Origin of the sequence: Rhizobium sp. CIAT894 (assembly GCF_000172795.2) — a bacterium.
Lineage (GTDB): Bacteria > Pseudomonadota > Alphaproteobacteria > Rhizobiales > Rhizobiaceae > Rhizobium.
On record NZ_CP020947.1, the window covers coordinates 3330845 to 3352893 of the forward strand.

Consider the following 22049-nt stretch of genomic DNA (forward strand, 5'->3'; position numbering starts at 1 on the left):
AGATCTAAGGGCAATTCCAGCTATTGTATGACGGGGGTGCTCGGACTCGTCGATCCGCCCGTGTCGGAAGACGACTGCCCTGCCCCATTCACGCTGAGGATCGTCGTCGTCGAGGACGAGCTGTCGTCGCTGGCGCCGCCATTGGAAACCTTGAGTGTACCGGCAGTCGTCGCGGCTCCGTCGAAGGGCGTACCATCGTCAGAGCCCGGCCCCGTCGGGCCAATCGACCCGTCATTGCCGATGCCGGCTGCAGCGGCGGCACTTGCCCCCGGGCCGAGCGCCGCAGTTCCGCCTTCGGCAAGAACCTTCGCAAAGGCGGCAAGCAGCGGCGCCAGATTGGGATCGGCACTCGCCGCCTCGGCAACGGCCTTTTCGATTGCCAGCTTGAACTGCGGATCCGAGACCTGGCAGCTGTTCGCCGCCCTTCCAAGACCAGACCCGATCGCCGCCATCTGCGCGGCATTGGCCTTTTTGGCCTGCTCGATCACCGGCGCAAGCGTGTCATTGCTGCTGCCGACCAGTGCCCGAACACGGGATGACAAAACCAACGGATCGGACATATCGAGCAGAGCGGCGGGATTGGTCGTAAATCCGCTGACGTCGACCGAAGTCAGATTTGCCGGCCCGAGGCAGGCGGCCGCAAAAGCGCTCGAAGTCATGCCGGCAAACATCGCGACGACAATTCCGCTATACGCAAGCTTACGATAAACAGCTGACCTTGCCATAACCTAGTCCTTCATCAAATCCGCTATATATAGGCCGCCGGCGTCGATCAGCGATCGATGCCGGCGCCTATTTCAATCAATTTTCGAGATCCCGAACCGCGTTGCGGGTATCCCTCGCATCGTCGGTCACGCCGGAAACAGTGGACGATACCGAGTTGACGATGTCAAGGAACTTGACCAGTTCGACAGAGTCCGAATTGGAAATATAGATAATATCCTTGTCTTCCATCTTGAATTGCTGGGTGGCAAACAAGGTAGCGGGATCACGCAGGTTGGCGCGAATGATCACCGGAACCGCATCCCCTGCAAATCTCGTCGTGTCCACGCGCATCGCTTGAAGCGTTTTCTTTGGAACCTGGCGATAGAGCAGAACCTGAGCCGGATCGGCGCGGTCGTCGCGCAGGCCACCTGCCTTTGCAATTGCCTCGCCAAGGGTCAAGTCAGACTCTTCGAAATCGAAACGGCCGCTGACGCCGGCGGCGCCGAGCGCAAGATAGGTGCGGCGCTCGTGATCGACCGAGATCGTATCATCCGGCGCGACATAGATATTTTCCGCCGGGTTTTTCAGCAGCGTATTGTAGGCGACGGTTGCCGTCTTGCCGCGGCGCTGCAGCGTCACGTTCGTTTCGATATTGTTGGTCGTTAAACCGCCGGCGGCGGAAATGACGTCGAGAACACGTTCACCGGCCGGGCTGATCTCGACACGCTGCGGGTTGTTGACGTCGCCGAGAACCGCAACCTGGCTGGACCGGTTTGTCGTCGTCGTGATAACCACCTGCGGCTCGATCGCGCGGCTCGCCAGGCGATCTTCGACATCCTGTTCCACGGTCTCCTTGAGGCGACCGGCAGCCGGAACGCGGCCTGCATAAGGAATTGTGATCGTGCCGTTTCTATCGATGGTCTGAGTCGGCAGCGAGATGTAATTGCCGGGTCGGCTGCCAGCATCGGACGGAATGAAGAGACCGCCGGACTGGGCTTCGAAGATGGCGACCTGAACGACGTCGCCGTAACCAAGCGGAATTTCGGGGGCGCCGCCTCGACCGCCGCCAAAGCCCTTGAAGGAGGTTGGCTGGGCAGAGGTAAAATAGGGAAGAACGTTCTTGCTGAGATCGACGAGGGCGTAGTCGATGCCGACGCGACGCTCCTTCGTTGTCACTTTTACCGCGGCATCTCGATCAACATCTTTGTGATCGGGGCCGGATCTTGGCAACGACGTGCAGCTTGCCAATATAGTGGTTAGCGCTACAACAATGGCGACGCGTGTACTAACGATACGAGAACAACCCATAGAATAACCTGTGTTGACGCCCCTGAAGCTACTGCCCCGCAATCTGACCAAATACAAGACAATCCCCAATCAATAACACTGAAAGCCGATTAACATTCCCCTAACTGTGGCAGGCCGGCAACGCCAGGCCTCTTAGGAAGCGAAAATGACGCCGACCCGACTTTTTTTGGGGCCGCAACAATCCGAAGGCTGCACCTGCTATAAAATTTCTTGCGTTTGAGAGTCAACAGTTCGCACCTGCACAATCACTACTTTTGAAAAACCTTCATAAAATTCACCCACTTAATTTTCAGCTAGTTAGCGACCGCTCATATACCCTGTCCGCTTCGCCGTTGCTGCGCCCAAGACTGATCGCGACAACAGCACTGAGGAAGGCGGCGTAAAACACGGCAAAACCCGGTATCTGCAAAGAGAAATCCACCGCCGCATGCAGGGCGACCAAAACCGTTCCGGCCAGGCCAAGAAGGACATAGTGTCTCAGGCGTCGTCTTTGCGCGAGCCCGCGCCGGAACACGCTGGCAAGCACCGAAAAGGCAAGGGCCGCCGCGATCGGAAACAATATTCCGAGACCCAGGAATCCTTCGAGATAGAAATTATGCGCCCGGTCGAAGATCCCGAAAATTCCGCAGGCCGGATCGCGGTAGGCAGAAAACACGGTGCGGAAAGTGCCAAGGCCGGTCCCGGTCAGCCAATGATCCGAAATGGCACGCCAGATGCCCGGCAGGATGCAGAACCGATCATCATCCTCGAGATGCCGCTCTTGCGCACGCAGGATCGCCTGGCCTGCGAACATCGCCACCAACAAGATGACGAAACCGATCGCCGAGACGAACTTCACCGTGGAATGCCATTTCGGCGCCGGCTTCGGCTTTCTGCCGGAGCCGTTCCAATTGAGAACGAGCCATGGAAAATAGATGAGAGCGGCAACGAAGGTCGAAAATATTCCGGCGCGCGACCGGCTCAGCATCAGCGCCGTGAAGCAGGCGCATAACAGCAGAATATAGATCCACGACCTCAAGAGAAGAGCGTTGCGGCCCGGCTCGCCGGATGGATATTTTGATAAGGAACGGGCGATGTCCCTGACCAGGGTTAGCATCAGCAGCGTTCCAAGCCCGAGGAAGGTCGCGGCAGTATTGCGATTGACGAAGACCGCAGTCAGGCTGTCGAGGTAGGCGCGTTTCTCGACGACGACCAAGATATTGGGAAACAGCGAAAATTGCAGCAGGCCGAAAACCGCGATGATGCCCGCAGAGAGCCCGAGGCCGGCGAGCACTTTCCTCGCCCGCTGATCGGTATCGCACAGGAGAAGCCCGGTCAGGAAGGTGACGAAAGGCAGCGCGACCCAGAGGATCGACGCGAGGGTATCGGCCGGTTCGACCGAGATTGCCGCATACTGAACACCCGCCAGGTCACGCGCAGCCCCCCAGGCGGGATTTGCCAGCCAGTTGGCAGGCAGCTCGATGGTCTGGACGAACATCCAGCCCGTCACCACGATGAGCAGAAATAAAGAGAGGCTGAAAACCCACCTGCTTTGTCCAGGCTCTCCGAAGAGCAGCGCCGAAATGACGGCGAGGGCAAACATCCCGATCGCGGCGAAGGCGAAAGGAAAGGGCGTAACGCTTCCGAACGGAATGAGCGTCAGTATAACCAGGCCAACAAACGCAAAGAGAAGAACCTCCCGCACGACTGGTCTGTTGATGAGGTTGGAGAACATTTGAATTCGTTTACCAGAGCAGGCGGCGACAAAGCCATTGCAACCGAAGAGATTAATTTACTCGTACTAACATAAGTTGAACATCAAGCACTTGCGTGCTAAAGTGTAACAGAATTCCACATCGTTTAAAATTGTCGCGAAAGGTTTAAGCCAATCGAGACAAGGCCCGGTTATGCTCCCTCCAAGCAGCAGAAACGGGACAGATATTCTGCGTCCAATACTTGGCAGATCACCAGATCGCCATGCCATTGACCGAGAAAAAAGGCAAGCCTGATCTCAATCGGTTGCCCTGAAAGGGGATTAAAGAGATGAAGAAAACGTTCGTTACACTTCTGGCGCTGGCCTTTACGGCAGGCAATGCCTGCTCGGCATTTGCCGCCGGTCCCGCAGGTTTTGCCCGCGGCCTGAACGGTAGTTCGGCGGTCAGCTATATCTCTGAAAAAGGCAAGATCATCCCACCCTTCGCCCAGGTGTTGTTCTGCGCCCAGAACCCGGCCGAATGCCGTGACAACAATGGTCTGTCGGTCGTTGCGCTGACCGACGAGCAGATGCAGCAACTGAAGACCGTGAACAACACCGTCAATCGCACGATGATCGGCCGCAACGACTCCAGCAGCGAACTGAACGGCGATGTCTGGAAGGTGAATGTTCGCAGCGGCGACTGCGAAGATTTCGCCTTGACCAAGCGCAGCCGGCTAATCGCTATGGGCTGGTCGTCGCGCGCTTTACGAATCGCGACGGCATATACACCTTCCGGCGAAGGACATGCGGTTCTCGTGGTCAGAACCGACAAGGGTGACCTCGTGCTCGACAACAGGAAAAGCAGCATCAAGAACTGGCGGGACACCGATCTGCGCTGGGACAAGATTCAATCGGGGACAGACCCCTATGTCTGGTACCGGCTGTAGAAGTTCGGGCTGCGGAAGAACCGTCTGGAAATGAAAGTCGAGCCGCCTCTGACGAGCGGCTCGACTTGTCACATTGCCCACACAAACCTATGTTTCTTGCTGTCGAAGGGGTGCCGGCAATGAATTGTCGTGCCCCTCGTTCGATTTTCGATGTGGGTATCAAGCGATCTTCGATATTGTCTTTTCGCCCAGATTCAGTATGACCAACGCCATGCTGCGACGCAGCATGACGTTCTACTCCAATGATTTGAGGGAAATATGCGCATCACGATGATTGGATCAGGCTATGTCGGCCTCGTTTCAGGCGTTTGCTTCGCGGATTTCGGCCACGACGTCATCTGCGTCGACAAGGATCTGAGTAAGATCGAAGCCCTTCGCGAAGGCCGTATTCCGATCTACGAGCCGGGTCTGGAGCAACTGGTCGCCGAAAATACCAGCACCGGCCGGCTGTCGTTTTCGACCGATGTCGGCGAAAGCGTCCGTAGCGCAGACGTCGTGTTCATCGCGGTCGGTACGCCATCCCGGCGCGGCGATGGCCACGCAGACCTCTCCTATGTCTATGCGGCGGCGCGCGAGATTGCCACCTACGTGGAAGGCTTCACCGTGATCGTCACCAAGTCGACGGTACCGGTCGGCACCGGTGACGAAGTCGAGCGCATCATGCGCGAAACCAATCCTGCGGCGGATGTCGCCGTCGTTTCCAATCCGGAATTCCTGCGCGAAGGTGCGGCGATCGAAGACTTCAAGCGCCCCGACCGTATCGTCGTCGGCCTGAATGACGACCGGGCGCGCGAAACCATGACCGAGGTCTACCGCCCGCTTTATCTCAACCAGGCACCGCTGGTCTTCACCACCCGCCGCACCTCGGAACTGATCAAATATGCGGCCAATGCCTTCCTCGCGATGAAGATCACCTTCATCAACGAGATCGCCGATCTCTGCGAGCGCGTCGACGCAAATGTCCAGGACGTTTCGCGCGGCATCGGTCTCGATGGCCGTATCGGCGCCAAGTTCCTGCATGCCGGTCCCGGTTACGGCGGCTCGTGCTTCCCCAAGGATACGCTTGCCCTTGCCAAGACCGCGCAGGATTACGATGCGCCGGTCCGCCTGATCGAGACGACGATCTCGATCAACGACAACCGCAAGCGGGCGATGGGGCGCAAAGTGATCGCCGCCGTCGGCGGAGACATTCGCGGCAAGAAGGTCGCGATTCTCGGCCTGACCTTCAAGCCGAACACCGACGACATGCGCGACAGCCCGGCGATTGCCGTTATCCAGACCCTGCAGGACGCCGGCGCTAAGGTGGTCGGTTACGATCCCGAAGGCATGGAGAACGCCCGCAAGGTGATCGAAAACATCGAATATGCGAGCGGCCCCTATGAAGCAGCCGCCGGTGCGGATGCGCTCGTCATCGTCACCGAATGGAACCAGTTCCGCGCGCTCGATTTCAATCGCCTGAAGCAGTCGATGCACAGCCCGGTCCTGGTCGACCTGCGCAATATCTACCGCAGCGACGAGATCCGCAAACACGGCTTCACCTATACCGGCATCGGCACCAACCTCTATCAGGAATCGACGAACACCTGACAGGTCCCGGTACACCGATCATCATCCTGACGCCGCGGAGCATAAAGCCCGCGGCGTTTGATTTTGGAGCACGGCGCAAAAGCGAAAACGGTTTCGGCGACATGCACTCATTCAAAGGATCCCGACCCGCGTTCCTTTTATCGTCAACACCGTCAACCGGCCCGTCGCCGAAACCGCCGTATCGATACCGATCCGTTGCGGACCGAATGTCGGGGTTCGTGCCGGGGTATGCCCGTGGATCACCAGGACAGGAAGCTGCGGTCCTTCATCCAGGAAGGGTTGGCGGATCCACATCAGGTCGCTGTCTTTCTGCTTCTTCAGGTCGATGCCCGGTTTGATGCCGGCATGGACAAAAACCACCCTTCCCATCCGCAGCATGATCGGCAGCGATTCCAGGAACTGGATATGCCGCTCGGGGATCATGTTGCGAATGACGCGGGCAATCATTTCGCTTCCCGCCGCCGACTGCAGCAGATGCTCGATATCGATACCGTATGAGTGCAGCGTCTCCGTCCCGGCAAAGCCGAGCCATTCAAGAATGTGCGCCGGTTTGCGATAGAGCTTCACAAGCTCCGCGTCGTGGTTGCCGCACAGAGAAAAACGCTGAAATCCCGGCGGCGGGCTCTTGCTCAGGAACTCCAGCACCGCGCTCGAGTCAGGCCCGCGATCGACATAGTCGCCGAGCATGACGATAAGTTTCGGCCCAGGAATGCGCGCGGCATCCTCCTCGATGCGGCGATGTGCTTCGATAAGCTCCTTGTAACATCCGTGGACATCGCTCATCGCGTAGACCGCAGCGAATTCGCCTTCGGCAAAGGTCAGCCGAGCGCGTCCTTTACGGCTGCCGGCCAATATCGATATCTGTTGTCGCCACGGCCCGAGATTGTTGAACATGTAACCCATTTATGAGATCCGACAGCACGCGAGCTTGTCGGACAAACTCCATTTCCGACTCATCCCTGCACGGGCATGAGGCTTAGTGTCCAAAAGAAGTTGGCCTGATCACGGCCTCATCGAATTGCCGCGACCGCTTGCCACATTCAGAACGATATAATCCTCTTCCCGAGGCACTGCTCCCCTCGCATCGAATCACCCAATTCTCACATCGTCACCTTGGGGAAATTTGCGCATGCAGATCAGCCTTCGGAGGCCCATGGTCCAGCCGCTCACGCAACAGTGAAATCACTATTGCGAGAAACGGTAATTTGTATTCGGTCATTTTGCGCGGGCAGCACCATCAATATTGCACTTTATTTTGGTATAGGACGGTTAATTCGGCGTTAAACCGTAATGTTCGCTCCATCAGCGGCTGTGTCCATCGCCAGTTCTCCGAACTGGAGAATTTCCGGCCATCGGATTTCCACAGGCGAGACTTTCTGAAAAGCTGTAAAAAGCAACTATAGCGATATGCTTCGGAAAAAAATGAACGTTTAAGCTTATCATGCTTGACGCTACTGTGGCGCCGCATGATGATAGGCCATTGCGAGCGTGAATGACATTCGTCACCAGAAATCTCAGATCCAAAACTGCGGGGTGCAAAGTGGAAACTGCGGTTGATTCGAAACTTATCGAGGCGATCACCTACGACGAAGACAGCCGGCATCTACGGGTCTACCTGACAAACGGTCAGAGGCGAGAATATGAAGGCGTTCCCAAAGGAGTGGTCGTCGGTTTGACGATGGCCGAATCCCCGGGAAATTTTTACATGAAGGCAATCAGGGGCAAATATCCTCCCCGCCCCTGATCTCCTGTCCACAACGACGATAGGACATCGGTTCAAAAAGCTGCGGGAGCGGCATATGCCGGTCCCGCAAATCAGTTTCCGACCGGCTGCGGCATATCCTCAATCGCCACCGAAGAAATCGCGGACCGCATCGACCTCGAGCGGAGCAATCTCGTGGCCACCGGGATGCCAGACCATCCTCACCTCCGCCCCGCGGCTCTTCAGATACTCCGATAGCGCCTCAGTCATCGCAACAGGAGCGATCGGATCCCGCTGGCCGGCCGTCAACAGCACCTTTCTCCCCACAAGCGTTGCCTGGGCTTCCGGCCGAAACGGAATGAGGGGGTGCATCAAAACCGCGGCATCGAATATCCCCTTCTCGATCAGCACATTGGCAAGAATGTTTGCGCCGTTCGAAAAGCCCAGGCCGAGAATCTCGGAAGCCTTGTGTTCGTCAGCCAATGCCTTGACATAGGCGGCCATCTTTTCCGTCGCCCGTGAAAGGTCGGCCATGTCGTAGACCCCCTCTCCGGTGCGCCGGAAGAACCGCGCCGCGCCATATTCGGAAACGTCGCCGCGCGGCGAGAGAACCGTTGCTTCGGGCAGCAGCCGCCGGCCGAAATCGAAGAACTGATTCTCGTCGCCGCCGGTGCCGTGCAGCACCAGCAGGATCGGTTTGCCAGGTGCACCGGAATGCAGCCGGTGCACATATCCAGCTTCTGTCATGTCGCCCCTCCTTACGCTTCGAGCGGCTGCAGGTGCTGTTCGAGCAGCGCGCGAAGATGGGCGTGTTGCTCCGGCAGCTTCAGGGCTTCGCCGAGATGGGCCGTGTCTTCGTCCCGGTCAAAGCCGGGCTCATTGGTCGCGACCTCGAACAACACGCCACCCGGTGTGCGGAAATAGATCGCCCAGAAATAATCGCGGTCGATCACCGGCGTGACCTGATAGCCGGTGTCCATCAGCGCCTTGCGCACTTCGAGCTGCTTTGCGCGGTTCTCGACGGCGAAGGCGACGTGATGCACGGAGCCGGCGCCGGGAAGCGCACGGGCAATATTCGGCATGGTCTCGAGATCGATGAGATGCGCGCCGTTGCCGTCGGGCTTGATCAGCCGCTTGACGCCGTCCCTTTCCTCTGCGACCTCATAGCCCATGAACTTCAGGAGTTCGGCGGTGGCGCCCTCGTCCCGCAGCCGCATGGCGACAGAGTGGAAACCGCGAATAGCGTGGTCCTCGCTGATACCGCCATGCGTCCAGGGCTGGCGGACATCGTCCCTGACCTCAACCAGCGCGAAGCCGTCGCCATCCGGGCCCGAGAAGTTCAGGCGCTTCTCGCCGAAGCTTTCCTCGGCCTTCAGGCCGCCGATATTGAGCGCGGCAAAGCGATCGCTCCAGAAGCCGAGCGAGCCTTGCGGAACGGAAAACACCGTCGTGCCGACCTCGCCGGTACCCGGACGGCCCTGCGCCATCTTCGGGAACGGGAAATAGGTCATTACAGTGCCGGGCGCACCGGTCTCATCACCATAATAAAGGTGATAGACGTCGGGCGCGTCGAAATTCACCGTCTTCTTGACGCGGCGCAGGCCGAGCGCATGGGTGAAGAACTGGTTGTTGGTGCGGGCGTCCTCCGCCATCGACGTGACGTGGTGCAAACCCTTGATCTGATCGAGCATGTGAGACCCCTTTCTTGCCCGCCGCTTGCAGGCTTTCGATGGATCATAAATGCGCGCTCGCAGCCCCTGCGGATAGACCCGCCGACCAAAACGCATTGTCTCCTTTTAGTGAACGAAGGTCGATATGCGTTCACTAAGAAGCATTGGGATCGACCGGCAATTGCCAGTCGACCGGCGTGCGCCCGCGTGACTGCAGGAAGGCATTCGCCTTCGAAAAATGCGCGCAGCCGAAGAAGCCGTTATGGGCCGAAAGCGGCGAGGGATGCGGCGCCTTCAACACCAGATGGCGCGTCGTATCGACGAAGGCAGCCTTGCGCTGGGCATAGGAGCCCCAAAGCATGAAGACGACGGATTCGCATTCGTCGTTGACCTTGCGGATGACGGCGTCGGTGAATTTTTCCCATCCCTTGCCCTGATGGGTCGCCGCCTGCCCTTCCTCGACGGTCAGCACGCTGTTCAGCAGCAGCACGCCTTGCTTTGCCCAATGTTCGAGAAAGCCGTGACGCGCCGGCGTGATGCCGAGATCCGTCTCCATCTCCTTATAGATATTGACCAGCGAAGGCGGTATGCGCACGCCCGGCCGCACGCTGAAGCAAAGCCCGTGGGCTTGCCCCAGCCCGTGATAGGGGTCCTGGCCGAGAATGACGACCTTGACGTTGGAGATCGGGGTCAGATCGAGCGCGCGGAAATATTCGCTGCCCCGCGGGAAAATCCGCTTACCGACCTGCTTCTGCGCGACAAGAAAGGCTTTAAGTTGCTGCATATAGGGACTGGAGAATTCCCCCGCCAAGGCGGCCTTCCAGCTCTCTTCGAGACTGACTGATGTATCGCTCATCCAGCAAACCCTTCGCATATGACGAAACAACGGACACACGGTTCTAACAAAATCGATCTAGGCTGCAATGCCTGTCGGCAATGGGTCTACGCCTTTGGAATCGGCGGCAGAAGACTGCGAGAGGCTGTCCGAGGCATCGTTGTTCGTGTTTAACTATATGACGGCTTCGGTATTTACGCCGGCAGGCGGCCTGAGTAGAACCTTGATCGTAAACCGGAGACATCTCTTCAAATGAAATTCGGCACGAGCGGCCTTCGCGGACTTTCAGTGGATCTCAAGGGACGCGCCTCTGCGCTTTATGCGACGGCGTTCGGCAAATATCTGCTGCAGACCGGCAAGGCTGAGGTCGGAGATACCGTTCTGATCGGCCGCGATTTTCGCGATTCGAGCCCGGATATCTCCGGAAATTGTGCCGGCGCACTCGCCGCGCTCGGCTTCCGGGTCTTCGACTGCGGCAATGTGCCGACGCCGGCGCTTGCCCTTTATGGCCTCGCCATCAACGCCGCATGCCTGATGGTTACGGGCTCGCATATTCCGGCAGACCGCAACGGCATCAAATTCTATCGCCCGGATGGCGAAATCGACAAATTGGACGAGGCGGCAATCACGGCATGGGCGGCCGAGATCGAACGAACAGGCGAGGCCGTTGCAGAGGCGCCGGCCAAGACCGAAAATCATGAAGCGATCTGCCGGCAGCTCTTTTTTGAACGCAATACCGCCCTGCTTGCGCAAGGCGCGCTCTCCGGCCTGAAAATCGGCGTTTACCAGCACAGTACCGTCGCCCGCGACCTGCTGGTCGACGTTCTCGCCCATTACGGCGCCGAAATCACCGCTCTCGGACGTTCGGAGAGTTTCATTCCCGTCGATACCGAGGCCGTTTCCGACGAGACGATCGCGCAGATGAAGCGCTGGACGTCCGATCACAAATTCGATGCGATCGTCTCGACCGACGGCGACGGCGACCGCCCGCTGGTCGCAGACGAAAGCGGCACGCCGCTGCGCGGTGATCTTCTCGGCCTTGTCGCAGCCAATTTTCTCGGCGCCGGCACGGTGGTGACACCGGTGACCTCCAATTCCGGCATCGAGGCTGCAGGCTCCTTCGCCGTCAGGCGAACCCGCGTCGGTTCGCCCTTCGTCATCGCAGGCATGGAAGAGGCCGTGGCCGCCGGCGCGGATCATGTCATGGGCTTTGAGGCCAATGGCGGGATGCTGACCGCAACGACGTTCGACATCAACGGCAGAGCCGTGCGCGCCTTGCCGACGCGCGATTGTTTTATCCCGATACTTGCGATCCTGTCGCTCGCCGCCAGTCGCAGGCAGCCGCTTTCTGCCATTGCCGCCTCCTATCGCCTGCCCTTTGCCGCCGCCGATCGCCTGGAGAATTTTCCGGTGGAGACGAGCGCGACGCTGATGGAATATCTTCGCGCCTCCAATGAAAATCTTGTCGCTTTCCTGGAGCCGGTCGGGGAGCCGGCGACGACATCCGACATCGACGGACTTCGCGTGACGCTGAAGGACGGCAGGATCATTCATTTCCGGCCCTCGGGCAATGCACCTGAGATGCGCTGCTACGTGGAAGCCGAAAGCGAAACCGCAGCCCTGGATCTGCTGAAGACCGGGCTCAGGGAAATAACGAACTGGGCAGACGCCCGCCAACATGCCACGAACAAGCTTTTTTCAAGGAACCCGCCTATGACGCAGAAAATCGTTCCCGTGATCATGGCCGGCGGCAAAGGCACGCGGCTCTGGCCGCTTTCCCGTGCCACCGCACCGAAACAGTTCATCCAGTTCGTCGGCGACAAGACGCTGTTTCAGGCGACCCTCGAACGCGTTTCCAATCCGGAGATCTACGAAGCCCCGATCGTCGTCACCAATGAGGAATTCCGCTTTCTGGTCGCCGAACAGGCCCGCGCGCTGGCCGTCCCGCTCGCCGCCGTGCTGCTGGAACCGGTCGCCCGCAACACCGCCGCAGCGGTGGCCGCCGCCGCAACACTTGCCGCCGACCTTTTCGGCAAGAACACCATCATCCAGATGCTCGCCTCGGATCACGAAATCCTTGCCGACAAGAGCTATTTCGATTGCATCCGCATCGCCCGCGACGCCGCGGCCGACGGCAAGCTCGTCACCTTCGGCATCAGCCCGACCGAGCCGGCAACCGGTTACGGCTATATCGAGATCGGCGATGCGCTTAAAAACGGCGCTCACAAGGTCGTTCGCTTCGTGGAGAAGCCGGCATTGGAAAAGGCCGAGCGGATGCTCGCCGACGGCGGCTTCTACTGGAACTCCGGCATCTTCATGTTCCCGGTGACGGAACTCATCGCCGAATTGCAGGAACATGCGCCCGATGTACTGAAGGCGGCAAGCAAGGCCGTTTCCAAGGCCAGCCGCGACCTCGATTTTACCCGCCTTGACGCCGACCATTTCGCCAAGAGCCCCGATATATCGATCGACTATGCGATCATGGAAAAGACCTCGAAGGCTGCCGTCGTCCCCTCGCCGTTCAAATGGTCCGACATGGGAAGCTGGGATGCCGTTTGGAAATCAGGCGCCCGCGACAGCAACGGCAATGTTGCCGCCGCAAACACCACCGTCGTCAATACCCGCAACTCGCTCGTCATGACGCATGGCGTACATCTTGCGGTCCAGGGCATGGAGGACGTCGCCGTCATCGCCAGCGAGGACGCCGTCTATGTCGGGCCGCTCAAGGACAGCCAGAATGTCGGGCAACTGGTCAAGATGCTGGCCTCTTCTTCCGGCACGGCGAAATTCACCGAAACCCACCCGACATCCTACCGCCCCTGGGGTGGTTACACCTCGATCTTCAACGGCGATCGTTTCCAGGTGAAGCGCATCTTCGTCACGCCGGGCAAGAAGCTGTCGCTGCAGAAGCACCACCATCGCTCCGAACACTGGATCGTCGTCAAGGGAACGGCCGAGGTGACGGTCGGCGACAGCGTGCGGATGCTGCGCGAGAACGAAAGCGTCTATATCCCGCTCGGCGAAGTCCATCGTCTCGCCAATCCCGGCAAGATTCTCCTCGAGCTGATCGAGGTGCAGACAGGCTCCTATCTCGGCGAGGACGACATCATCCGCATCGTCGATGAGTTCGGAAGAACCTGACGTCGCAGCCGGACCGCGGGTCTGGATCAAACAATGCGCCGCCCTTTTCGGCGCAACCACCATCGCTGTTGAAGTCGCTGTGGGAATTCTCGTAGAATGGACGCACCGAAAGACATGACCGGAGATATTCCCCTGATGCGCATCTTGCCCGCCCTCGCCGGACTTCTCGCAATCATGGGACCGGGAATGGCGTTTGCCGAAAACGCAAAGATGCGGACGGCAAGCGAAGCCGAAATTCGCGAGCACCTGCCGGGCACGTCGGAACTGAAAGAAAGCAGCAACGGTTACGAATATCGCAAGGGCAACGCCAATGGCTATAAAATAACCAATGGCCAGGTGTGCGTCCGGTTTCCCAACAAATCGACCGACTGCGTCAGCGTGAAGACCGACGGCGAGAAATTTCAGATGATCGACAAAAAAGGCGGCAGAACGAAATTCTGACTTTGCTCCGGGCACGTCCCAGGCAAATTATCCTGCCTGGGCTCATCTTGCCGGTGAAGTTTGACCGTTCCTGTCGAGAGCGAATTCGGCGATCAGGCCTGAATGGTTCGAGCCGAGATTGTCATCGAGACGTTTCAGCGATGTCAGACGAAGCGGCGCGCGCGCAAATATGTGATCGATGGCGATCCCGAGCACGCCCGCGCCGGCCGGCCATGTTGCCGGTTCTGGCGCGATCGTTTTCAGCTTCTGTTCGCGCAGGAAATCCTGGATGCTCGGGGCGATTACCGAAGAATTGAAATCACCCGCCAGCACCAGAGGGCCGTCGATCGAACCAAGCGTTTTGGCGAGGTCTTCCAATTCAGCCATCTGGAAATCATCGAAATAGGGTTTGGTCAGGTGGGCCGAGACCAGATTGATGGTTTCGCCGCCAAACTCGACGCTCGATATAGCAAGCCTGTTTTTTCGCAGACTGCCCATGCTTGCGACCTGCCGGCTGACGAACGGGCGTTTGGACAGCAGCAGCGTATCGCAGCTATCCTTCCCGTCGTCGCAGCCGATATGATAGGGATAGACCTTGAACAGTTGCTGCAGATGAAATGTCAGCGGCTTGGCTTCGAGCAGATTGACGACATCGGCATTCGAAGCGATCACCATGTCGGTGATAGCAGTCGAGTTTTTCCAGTTGTCGATCGCGATGTTGAACGACATCAGACGGAAAAGCCCCGGTCTGTCCGTACCTCTGTCGTCCTCGGAAAACTCGCGCAGCATGACGACGCCGTGAGCGACGAGAACAAGCGAGACAAACAGAAGAACGAAGCCGTAAATCTGTCTCCTGACAGCCAGAATGATCAGGCTGGCGGCAACAAAGAGGACGCCGAAATGAACCTGGAAGCTGTAGAGGAAGGACAGCAGCCAGAAGTTAGTGACATAGCGTAGAGATACGATCGCGATGGCAACGGTCAGAAACGCACAGAGAATCCAATAAATTATCTCTCTCATCGATCCTGACCTGCTTGCAGACGACCTGTCGGCCATAACATGCAGGCAGCCATGCCGCAATGCAGCATAACAGCCGATGGCCGCAACTGGCCCTCCGGCGATATCGACGGCCTCTCCGTCATTCCTCAGGCCAGCGGGCGGATACGCCGAAGACACGCTGCAATGACGCCGCCTTCTCTTCAAAGACCTATCGACTCGGCGTCTTCTTATCTTGTAAGTGAGGGCCAATTCATATGGAGTCGGCTTTTTGCCGTCGGCAAGGAGTCGAGAAAAGGTGGGAATGCGCTACTTCATTACAGGCACTGCCGGCTTTATCGGCTTTCATCTGGCCAGGCGCCTGCTGCAGGAAGGGCATGACGTCACCGGTTTCGACGGCCTCACTCCCTACTACAATGTCAAGCTCAAGGAGATGCGCCACGCGGCACTTTCCCAGTTTCCGGCCTTCACACCCGTCATATCGATGCTTGAGGACCGGCCGGCCCTGGAAGCGGCGGTTCTGGCGGCCAAGCCCGACATCCTGATCCATCTCGCCGCCCAGGCCGGGGTGCGCTACAGCCTGGAAAATCCCGAGGCCTATCTTCGTTCGAATGTCGAAGGCTCGTGGAACATCATGGAAATCGCCCGGCGCGCCGAAATCCGCCACCTGATGCTGGCCTCGACATCGTCGATCTACGGCGCCAATGCGACCGTTCCTTTTCATGAGACCGATCGTGCCGACGAACCGCTGACCATCTATGCGGCGACGAAGAAATCGATGGAACTGATGGCGCACAGCTACGCCCATCTTCATAAGATTCCGACCACGGCCTTTCGTTTCTTCACGGTCTACGGCCCATGGGGCCGGCCCGACATGGCACTGTTCAAATTCACCAAGAACATGCTCGAAGACCAGCCGATCGAGATCTACGGCGAAGGCAATATGAGCCGTGACTTCACCTATATCGACGATCTGATCGAAGCGATCGTCAGGCTATCGGCAATCGCTCCAAGCGAGGACAACCGTCTCGACAATGTGGCTGTTGAAACGCTTTCGCGCCAGGCGCCCTTTCGCGTCGTCAATATTGGCGGGGGACAGCCGGTCAGCCTGATGGATTTCGTCGAAACGGTGGAGAAGGCGCTCGGCCGTCCTGCCATTCGCAAGATGCTGGCAATGCAGAAGGGTGATGTGCCGCGCACATTCGCGGCCCCCGACCTGCTCGTGGCACTGACGGGATACAAGCCGGACACGACTTTGGATGTCGGCGTCAAGGCTTTCGTCGAATGGTATCTCGAGGTGCGCGGCGAGCTCGGCGCCTGAAACGCCGCGCCGGATTATTGCCCGTTGATCCGGAGCGTCAGCGGAGAAACGTCACCGCATGCACCGCGTTGACCGCCTGCGAGAACACGTAGTCGACGATTGCCCGACCTGAGAGATAGGTCTTGAGCTGATAGCCCTGCCCCTCGGCTTCGGCAGGGCTGCGCAGAACGAAAGGCATGGCTGGACGCACGAAACCGGCACGTGTCGTCAAGGGAGCCTCGGGCGAATGACCGATGGCGGAGGTGTACATCAGGTCGCGGGCAAGGCTGGCGGGGCCGATAGCGAATGCCGGCCCGGCAGCGGCGGTGATGGTCAGAGTCAAGGCGATGGCGGCGAGCGTCTTGTGCATGTCGAAGTCCCCATTTTGCGGATCGGCGGGCTTTTGCCTGGCCCGGCTCCAAACGATCGGTGTGTCTGTCCACACATCGGCCGTTTTCATGAGACCACTCTACACCTCAGTATTTTCAGGGCTTTTAAGCGGATCGGTCAAATTTTACGAAATTTGATTTTCTCGTAAAAGGCTCGGATCCACAGGGAAAATGGATTGGCTGGCCAGACGGGCCACGAATGCAGCGTCGGCGAAACGTGCCGATAATCCGAGCGCTGCACCGCGGTCTACAGAATGCGATCCAGCTTCTTATTGATGTGCAGGTTCGGCATCAATCCCGCACTTTGCGCGGCATGATAGGATTCCCGCGCCGCATCGAACGAGATCGACCACATGATGGCGCTGAGCAGGAGCGCGATGATATAAATCTGGATACGCATCACATCGGCGATACGGAAAGAGCAAGGCCGTTTTGTGTCAAAAAATGACCGCGTAAATAGAAAAAATGGCAGGATTATTTGCGCTGCAATATGTCCGCCGGACACATTAGTGTCGCGAAAATTAGCGATGGTGCATCGCTACTGTTAGCAGCCCAACCCCGAGGCTTGTTTCTCTTCCCACCTGAGAACCCTGAGAGGCCCGTTCGTCACGGGCCTCTTTGCCTTTGTCGCCGACATTTCCCGCGGGCAGCCGAATTGGGCGGCACATCGATCTCGGTTATTCGCCCTATTCTGAATCTCTGCAGATCCGGTTTGAAAGGGTTCTCCGCGGAAATATATCAATCGATTGACTTATTTTACGATCCGCGCTATAAAACTATCATGAACCAGGAACATGACGCCGAACCTCCACCAACTTCCGCCCGTGCCGAGATCGCGCGCCAGAAGATGCTGACCGCCGCTCTCGACGTCTTCGGGCGCTACGGCTTCGACGGCGCTTCGACGCGCCAGCTGACCGAAGCCGCCGGCGTCAACCTGCAGGCCATCCCCTATTATTTCGGCAGCAAGGAAGGCCTCTACATCGCCACTGCCGAATTTCTGATGGCCCGCATCGACACGCATGTCGGCGATATGAGGGCACGCATCGGCGCGCATCTGCTGACGCTTGACGCCGCCGGTGAACGGCTCGCCGAAGCTGAGGCCCGTCGCTTCCTCACGGAAATTCTCCAGACGATGGTGACGCTTTTCGTCGGCAAGGAATCCGAATCCTGGGCGCGCTTCCTGATCCGCGAGCAGATGGAGCCGACCGAGGCCTTCACACGGGTCTATCAGGGCATCATGCGGCCGATGATCGAGATGGGCCGGCGGCTGATCGGCGCCATCCTGCATGAGGACCCCGCCTCGGAACATGTGCGCCTGCGCACATTCAACCTTCTCGGTAGCATCCTGGTCTTTCGCGTCACCCACGCGGCCGTCCTTGCCCAGATGGAATGGGACGCCATCGGCCCCGAACAGGTGGAAACCTTGCGCGGCCTTGCCGCCGAACTTGTGGATCTCCTCGGCCCGCCGAAAGGAGGCGCAGAATGAAACGCACGCTTCCCATCGCCATCCTGCTCCTGCTTGCGGTGGGTGCGGCGGCCTGGTGGTACGGACTGCCCGAAAGGCTCGGCTGGCTGCCTCCAACCGGCCGCGAATTCGTCCTTTATGGCAATGTCGATATCCGCCAGGTCTCGCTCGGCTTCCGCGTCAGCGGCCGCCTCTCCGAACTGCGCGTCGATGAGGGCGACGTCATCAAGAGCGGCACTGTTTTGGCGAAGCTCGACGCCGCGCCCTACGAATTCGCCGTCCGCTCCGGCGAGGCCAATGTCGCGGCGCTTCGGGCAACACTGGATAAGCTGAAGGCGGGGCCACGGCCGACCGAGATCGCACAGGCACGCGCCGCTTATGACGAAAGCCTCGCCGATCTCGAAAACGCCAACCTCGCTTATGAGCGCGCCCGCCAGCTTCGCCCGCAGGGCACGATCTCAGAAGCGAACCTCGATCAGGCAACCGCCGCAAAAGCGATGGCCGCCGCCCGCTCCGCTTCCGCCAACGAGGCGCTGAAACTGCTGCAGGAGGGCTCGCGGGCCGAGGATATCGCCGCCGCCGACGCGCAGGTGAAGGCCGCAGAGGCAACGCTCGCCTCTGCCCGCACGTCGCTTGAAGATACCGAGCTGCGTGCGGCGAATGACGGCGTCATTCTCTCTCGCGTGCGGGAAACCGGCGCCATCGTCTCGCCGGCCGATACCGTCTTCGTCTTGTCCCTGACCGCGCCCGTCTGGGTGCGCAGCTATGTCGCGGAACCCGATCTCGGCCGCATTCATCCCGGCATGAAGGTATCAGTCGCCTCCGATACGGCGCCCGACAAGCCCTATGAAGGCACGATCGGCTTCATCTCGCCGGTCGCCGAATTCACCCCGAAATCGGTGGAGACGCCGGAGCTCAGGACCGATCTCGTCTATCGCCTGAGGATCGTCATCGACAAGCCCGGCCCGGATCTGCGCCAGGGCATGCCGGTCACCGTGCGACTTTCCCCGCCCGCGGCAGACGGGCAATGACCGCCGCCGAAACCGCCCGCCGGACAGGTTGGGACGACAAGCCGCTCGTCCGGATCGACGGCGTCACCAAGCGCTTCGGTGACGCGCCCGCCGCCCTCGACGCCGTCTCCGGCGTCATTGGCGGCAGCGCCATCACCGGCCTCGTCGGCCCCGATGGCGCCGGCAAGACGACGCTGATCCGGCTGATGACCGGCCTGATGCTGCCGGATACGGGAACAGTAGAAGTCCTCGGCTTCGACACCCGAAAAAATGCCGCCGGCATCCAGGCGGCGATCGGCTACATGCCGCAGCGCTTCGGCCTCTATGAGGACCTCTCCGTGCAGGAGAACCTCGATCTCTATGCCGACCTGCGCGGCCTGCCGAAGAGCGACCGCGCCGGCGCCTTCGACGAACTGCTCACCTTCACCGACCTCAAGCGTTTCACCGGCCGGCTCGCCGGAAAGCTGTCCGGCGGCATGAAACAGAAGCTCGGCCTCGCCTGCGCGCTGCTGAAGAAGCCGCGCCTGCTGCTGCTCGACGAGCCGGGCGTCGGCGTCGACCCGATCTCGCGCCGCGACCTCTGGAAGATGGTCGAGAACCTGACCAGGGAAGGCATCGGCGTGCTCTGGTCGACCGCCTATCTCGACGAGGCCGAGGCCTGCGATCATGTGCTGCTGCTGAACCAGGGAAAACTGCTTTTCTCGGGAAAACCGGAGGAAATGACCGAGCGTGTCAACGGCCGCGTCTTCCGGGTCTCGGATGTCTCTGGCCGCCGCCGCCAGGTTCTTGCCGAGCTGCTGCAGGCCGATGGCGTTATCGACGGCGTGATCCAGGGCGAGGCGATCCGCCTGGTCGCTGCCAGCGGCAAGACGCCCGATATCGGCAAGGCCGGCGACCGAGCATCGCTCGCCTCCGCCCCGCCCCGCTTCGAGGATGCCTTTGTCGACATGCTCGGCGGCGGCCCCGGCGGCCGCTCCAGGCTTGCAGAAGCGCAAGAGCCGCTGAAGGCCGAGGACGACCGGCCGGTGATCGAGGCCAAGGGACTGACCAAGCGCTTCGGCGATTTCACCGCCGCCGACGATATCAGCTTCGATATCCGCCGCGGCGAGATCTTCGGCCTGCTCGGCCCGAACGGCGCCGGCAAATCCACCACCTTCAAGATGCTCTGCGGCCTGCTGAAGCCAACCAGCGGCGAAGGCCGCGTCGCCGGTTTCGATCTCCGCCGCGATGCCGCCGAAGCCCGCAACCAGCTTGGCTACATGGCGCAGAAATTCTCGCTCTATGGCGACCTCACCGTCATGCAGAACCTCGAATTCTTCGCCGGCGTCTACGGCCTTCGCGGTCAGCGCAAGCGCGAGCGCATCGCGCTGATGGCCGGCATTTTCGATTTTGGCCGCCACGCCCGCGAACCCGCCAAGGACCTGCCGCTTGGCCTGAAGCAGCGCCTGGCGCTTGCCTGCGCCGTCATGCATGAGCCGCACGCCCTGTTCCTGGACGAGCCGACATCAGGTGTCGATCCGATCACAAGGCGCGAGTTCTGGACGCATATCAACGCGCTTGTGGAAAAAGGCGTCACCGTGCTCGTCACCACCCATTTCATGGACGAGGCGGAATATTGCGACCGCATCTCGCTGATCTATCGCGGCCGCTCGATCGCGCTCGGTTCGCCCGATGAACTGAAGGCCCGCGTCGTGACCAAGGAACAGCCAGACCCGACGATGGAGGACGCCTTCATCGCCCTGGTGCAGCAATCAGAAACGGAGGATGCCGCATGAGCACCTCTTCCGGCCGGCTTCGGCGTTTGTTTGCCCTCGTGCGCAAGGAAAGCTTCCAGGCGATCCGCGATCCGAGCAGCATCCTCATCGCCTTCGTATTGCCGCTGATCCTGCTGTTTCTCTTCGGCTACGGTGTCTCGCTCGATACCACCCGCACCCGCATCGGCCTGGTGACCGAGGAGATGACGCCGCTGACGCAGGATCTGTCGGCGAGTTTCCAGGCCTCGCGCTATTTCGATGTGACGATCGGCCGTGACCGGCGCCTGTTCGAGGACGATTTGGTGACCGGCAAGGTGCGCGGCATCGTCATCATCCCCGCCGAGTTCACCACGCGCTACACCGCCGGCAATCGCCCCGTCATCCAGGTGATCGTCGACGGCTCCGACCCGAACACGGCGAATTTCGTGCAGAATTATGCGCAGGGCGCCGTTGCCAACTGGGAGCAGCAAAGGCGGGCTGATGTCGCCTCGCACAGCCCTGCCGTCGCGGTCGAGCAGCGCTTCTGGTTCAACCCGGAACTCACCAGCCGCAATTTCCTGGTGCCGGGCTCGATCGCCATTGTCATGACGCTTGTGGGCACGCTGCTCACCTCGCTCGTCGTCGCCCGCGAATGGGAACGCGGCACGATGGAAGCGATGATGGCGACGCCGGTGACGGCGGTCGAACTGCTCGCCGGCAAGATCTTGCCTTATTTCCTGCTCGGCCTCACCTCGATGACGCTCTGCGTGCTGCTGGCGGTCTTTCTCTTCGGCGTGCCCTTCCGCGGCTCGGTCGTCGCGCTTTACGCGCTGTCGGCCGCCTTCCTGATCCCGGCGCTCGGCCAGGGCCTGCTGATCTCGACGGCGACGAAGAACCAGTTCCTCGCCTCGCAACTGGCGCTGATCTCAGCCTTCCTGCCGGCCTTCCTGCTGTCGGGCTTCCTGTTCGAGATCAATTCCATGCCCGAAGTCATCCAATGGATCACCTTCATCGTGCCGGCACGCTACCTGATCCCCAGCCTGCAGACCGTGTTTCTCGCCGGCGACATCTGGCCGATGTTCGGAAAAGCGATCTCCGTCATGCTGACGATCGGCGCCATCATGTTCGTGCTGGCCGCACGCAGCACCAGAAAGAGGATCGGCTGA

Annotated in this window: 20 protein-coding genes and 1 pseudogene; 11 read left to right on the forward strand and 10 right to left on the reverse strand. The window is 59.8% G+C overall.

Going from position 1 to position 22049, the window contains the following annotated elements; genetic code table 11:
- Positions 1 to 20: 20 nt before the first annotated feature.
- From RHEC894_RS16540 to RHEC894_RS16550, 3 genes are all read right to left on the reverse strand, one after another.
- Entirely contained in the window at positions 21 to 725 is a 705-nt protein-coding gene (locus RHEC894_RS16540) for a sugar transporter (protein WP_085738082.1), read from the reverse strand.
- 76 nt (positions 726 to 801) lie between these two features.
- Positions 802 to 2013, reverse strand: a complete 1212-nt coding sequence (locus RHEC894_RS16545) for a polysaccharide biosynthesis/export family protein (RefSeq protein ID WP_085738083.1) — start codon at positions 2011 to 2013, stop codon at positions 802 to 804.
- A 289-nt stretch (positions 2014 to 2302) separates the two neighbouring features.
- Positions 2303 to 3727 (reverse strand): O-antigen ligase family protein, encoded by a 1425-nt coding sequence (locus tag RHEC894_RS16550; protein WP_085738084.1) that lies wholly within the window; start codon positions 3725 to 3727, stop codon positions 2303 to 2305.
- Positions 3728 to 4035: 308 nt separating this feature from the next.
- Here RHEC894_RS16550 and RHEC894_RS16555 point away from each other — a divergent pair, with 308 nt between their 5' ends.
- Entirely contained in the window at positions 4036 to 4635 is a 600-nt protein-coding gene (locus RHEC894_RS16555) for a transglutaminase-like cysteine peptidase (RefSeq protein WP_010067361.1), read from the forward strand.
- Positions 4636 to 4893: 258 nt separating this feature from the next.
- Positions 4894 to 6222, forward strand: coding sequence for a UDP-glucose/GDP-mannose dehydrogenase family protein (locus RHEC894_RS16560; RefSeq protein ID WP_085738085.1), 1329 nt, complete (start codon positions 4894 to 4896; stop codon positions 6220 to 6222).
- Positions 6223 to 6333: 111 nt separating this feature from the next.
- Here the strand turns inward: RHEC894_RS16560 and RHEC894_RS16565 are convergent, their stop codons facing one another.
- Entirely contained in the window at positions 6334 to 7125 is a 792-nt protein-coding gene (locus RHEC894_RS16565; RefSeq protein ID WP_085738086.1) for a metallophosphoesterase, read from the reverse strand.
- A 589-nt stretch (positions 7126 to 7714) separates the two neighbouring features.
- Here RHEC894_RS16565 and RHEC894_RS16575 point away from each other — a divergent pair.
- Positions 7715 to 7966, forward strand: coding sequence for a KTSC domain-containing protein (locus RHEC894_RS16575; RefSeq protein ID WP_010067482.1), 252 nt, complete (start codon positions 7715 to 7717; stop codon positions 7964 to 7966).
- 99 nt (positions 7967 to 8065) lie between these two features.
- On the opposite strand, the gene RHEC894_RS16580 is transcribed toward RHEC894_RS16575, so the two are convergent.
- From RHEC894_RS16580 to ung, 3 genes are all read right to left on the reverse strand, one after another.
- Positions 8066 to 8671 carry an alpha/beta hydrolase gene (locus RHEC894_RS16580; RefSeq protein WP_010067483.1) on the reverse strand — a complete coding sequence of 202 codons (606 nt, stop codon included), beginning with the start codon at positions 8669 to 8671 and terminating at the stop codon, positions 8066 to 8068.
- Between the two features lie 11 nt (positions 8672 to 8682).
- Positions 8683 to 9615 carry a VOC family protein gene (locus tag RHEC894_RS16585; protein WP_085738088.1) on the reverse strand — a complete coding sequence of 311 codons (933 nt, stop codon included), beginning with the start codon at positions 9613 to 9615 and terminating at the stop codon, positions 8683 to 8685.
- Positions 9616 to 9748: 133 nt separating this feature from the next.
- Entirely contained in the window at positions 9749 to 10450 is a 702-nt protein-coding gene (ung, locus tag RHEC894_RS16590; RefSeq protein ID WP_010069003.1) for a uracil-DNA glycosylase, read from the reverse strand.
- 231 nt (positions 10451 to 10681) lie between these two features.
- On the opposite strand from ung, the pseudogene RHEC894_RS33265 reads away from it, so the two are divergent.
- The 3 genes and pseudogenes from RHEC894_RS33265 to RHEC894_RS16600 form a co-directional block, all read left to right on the forward strand.
- Positions 10682 to 12103: pseudogene (locus RHEC894_RS33265) on the forward strand (phosphomannomutase); the annotation flags it as partial.
- A gap of 39 nt (positions 12104 to 12142) precedes the next feature.
- Positions 12143 to 13570, forward strand: a complete 1428-nt coding sequence (locus tag RHEC894_RS33270; protein ID WP_206427926.1) for a mannose-1-phosphate guanylyltransferase/mannose-6-phosphate isomerase — start codon at positions 12143 to 12145, stop codon at positions 13568 to 13570.
- A 135-nt stretch (positions 13571 to 13705) separates the two neighbouring features.
- Complete coding sequence (locus RHEC894_RS16600; protein ID WP_085739016.1) at positions 13706 to 14011, forward strand: hypothetical protein; 306 nt, start codon at positions 13706 to 13708, stop codon at positions 14009 to 14011.
- A gap of 42 nt (positions 14012 to 14053) precedes the next feature.
- Here RHEC894_RS16600 and RHEC894_RS16605 read toward each other — a convergent pair whose 3' ends face one another.
- On the reverse strand, positions 14054 to 15010 hold the full coding sequence (locus RHEC894_RS16605) for an endonuclease/exonuclease/phosphatase family protein (RefSeq protein ID WP_085738090.1): 957 nt from the start codon (positions 15008 to 15010) through the stop codon (positions 14054 to 14056).
- 280 nt (positions 15011 to 15290) lie between these two features.
- Between RHEC894_RS16605 and RHEC894_RS16610 the strand changes: the two genes are divergently transcribed.
- A complete protein-coding gene (locus RHEC894_RS16610) occupies positions 15291 to 16307 on the forward strand; it encodes an NAD-dependent epimerase/dehydratase family protein (RefSeq protein ID WP_010068295.1) in 1017 nt (338 codons plus the stop codon).
- Between the two features lie 37 nt (positions 16308 to 16344).
- Here the strand turns inward: RHEC894_RS16610 and RHEC894_RS16615 are convergent, their stop codons facing one another.
- Positions 16345 to 16746: a hypothetical protein gene (locus RHEC894_RS16615; RefSeq protein ID WP_245339475.1), complete on the reverse strand. Its 402-nt coding sequence runs from the start codon at positions 16744 to 16746 to the stop codon at positions 16345 to 16347.
- Between the two features lie 176 nt (positions 16747 to 16922).
- Positions 16923 to 17180: a hypothetical protein gene (locus RHEC894_RS32485; RefSeq protein ID WP_125460971.1), complete on the reverse strand. Its 258-nt coding sequence runs from the start codon at positions 17178 to 17180 to the stop codon at positions 16923 to 16925.
- Positions 17181 to 17456: 276 nt separating this feature from the next.
- Here RHEC894_RS32485 and RHEC894_RS16620 point away from each other — a divergent pair, with 276 nt between their 5' ends.
- The 4 genes from RHEC894_RS16620 to RHEC894_RS16635 are packed head-to-tail and all read left to right on the forward strand — an operon-like array spanning position 17457 to position 22049.
- Entirely contained in the window at positions 17457 to 18161 is a 705-nt protein-coding gene (locus RHEC894_RS16620) for a CerR family C-terminal domain-containing protein (protein ID WP_085739018.1), read from the forward strand.
- Positions 18158 to 19171, forward strand: a complete 1014-nt coding sequence (gene hlyD / locus RHEC894_RS16625; RefSeq protein ID WP_085738091.1) for a secretion protein HlyD — start codon at positions 18158 to 18160, stop codon at positions 19169 to 19171. The genes RHEC894_RS16620 and hlyD overlap by 4 nt, the downstream gene beginning before the upstream one ends.
- Positions 19168 to 20925 carry an ATP-binding cassette domain-containing protein gene (locus RHEC894_RS16630; RefSeq protein WP_085738092.1) on the forward strand — a complete coding sequence of 586 codons (1758 nt, stop codon included), beginning with the start codon at positions 19168 to 19170 and terminating at the stop codon, positions 20923 to 20925. Before hlyD ends, RHEC894_RS16630 begins: the two co-directional genes overlap by 4 nt.
- Positions 20922 to 22049, forward strand: a complete 1128-nt coding sequence (locus tag RHEC894_RS16635; RefSeq protein WP_085738093.1) for an ABC transporter permease — start codon at positions 20922 to 20924, stop codon at positions 22047 to 22049. Before RHEC894_RS16630 ends, RHEC894_RS16635 begins: the two co-directional genes overlap by 4 nt.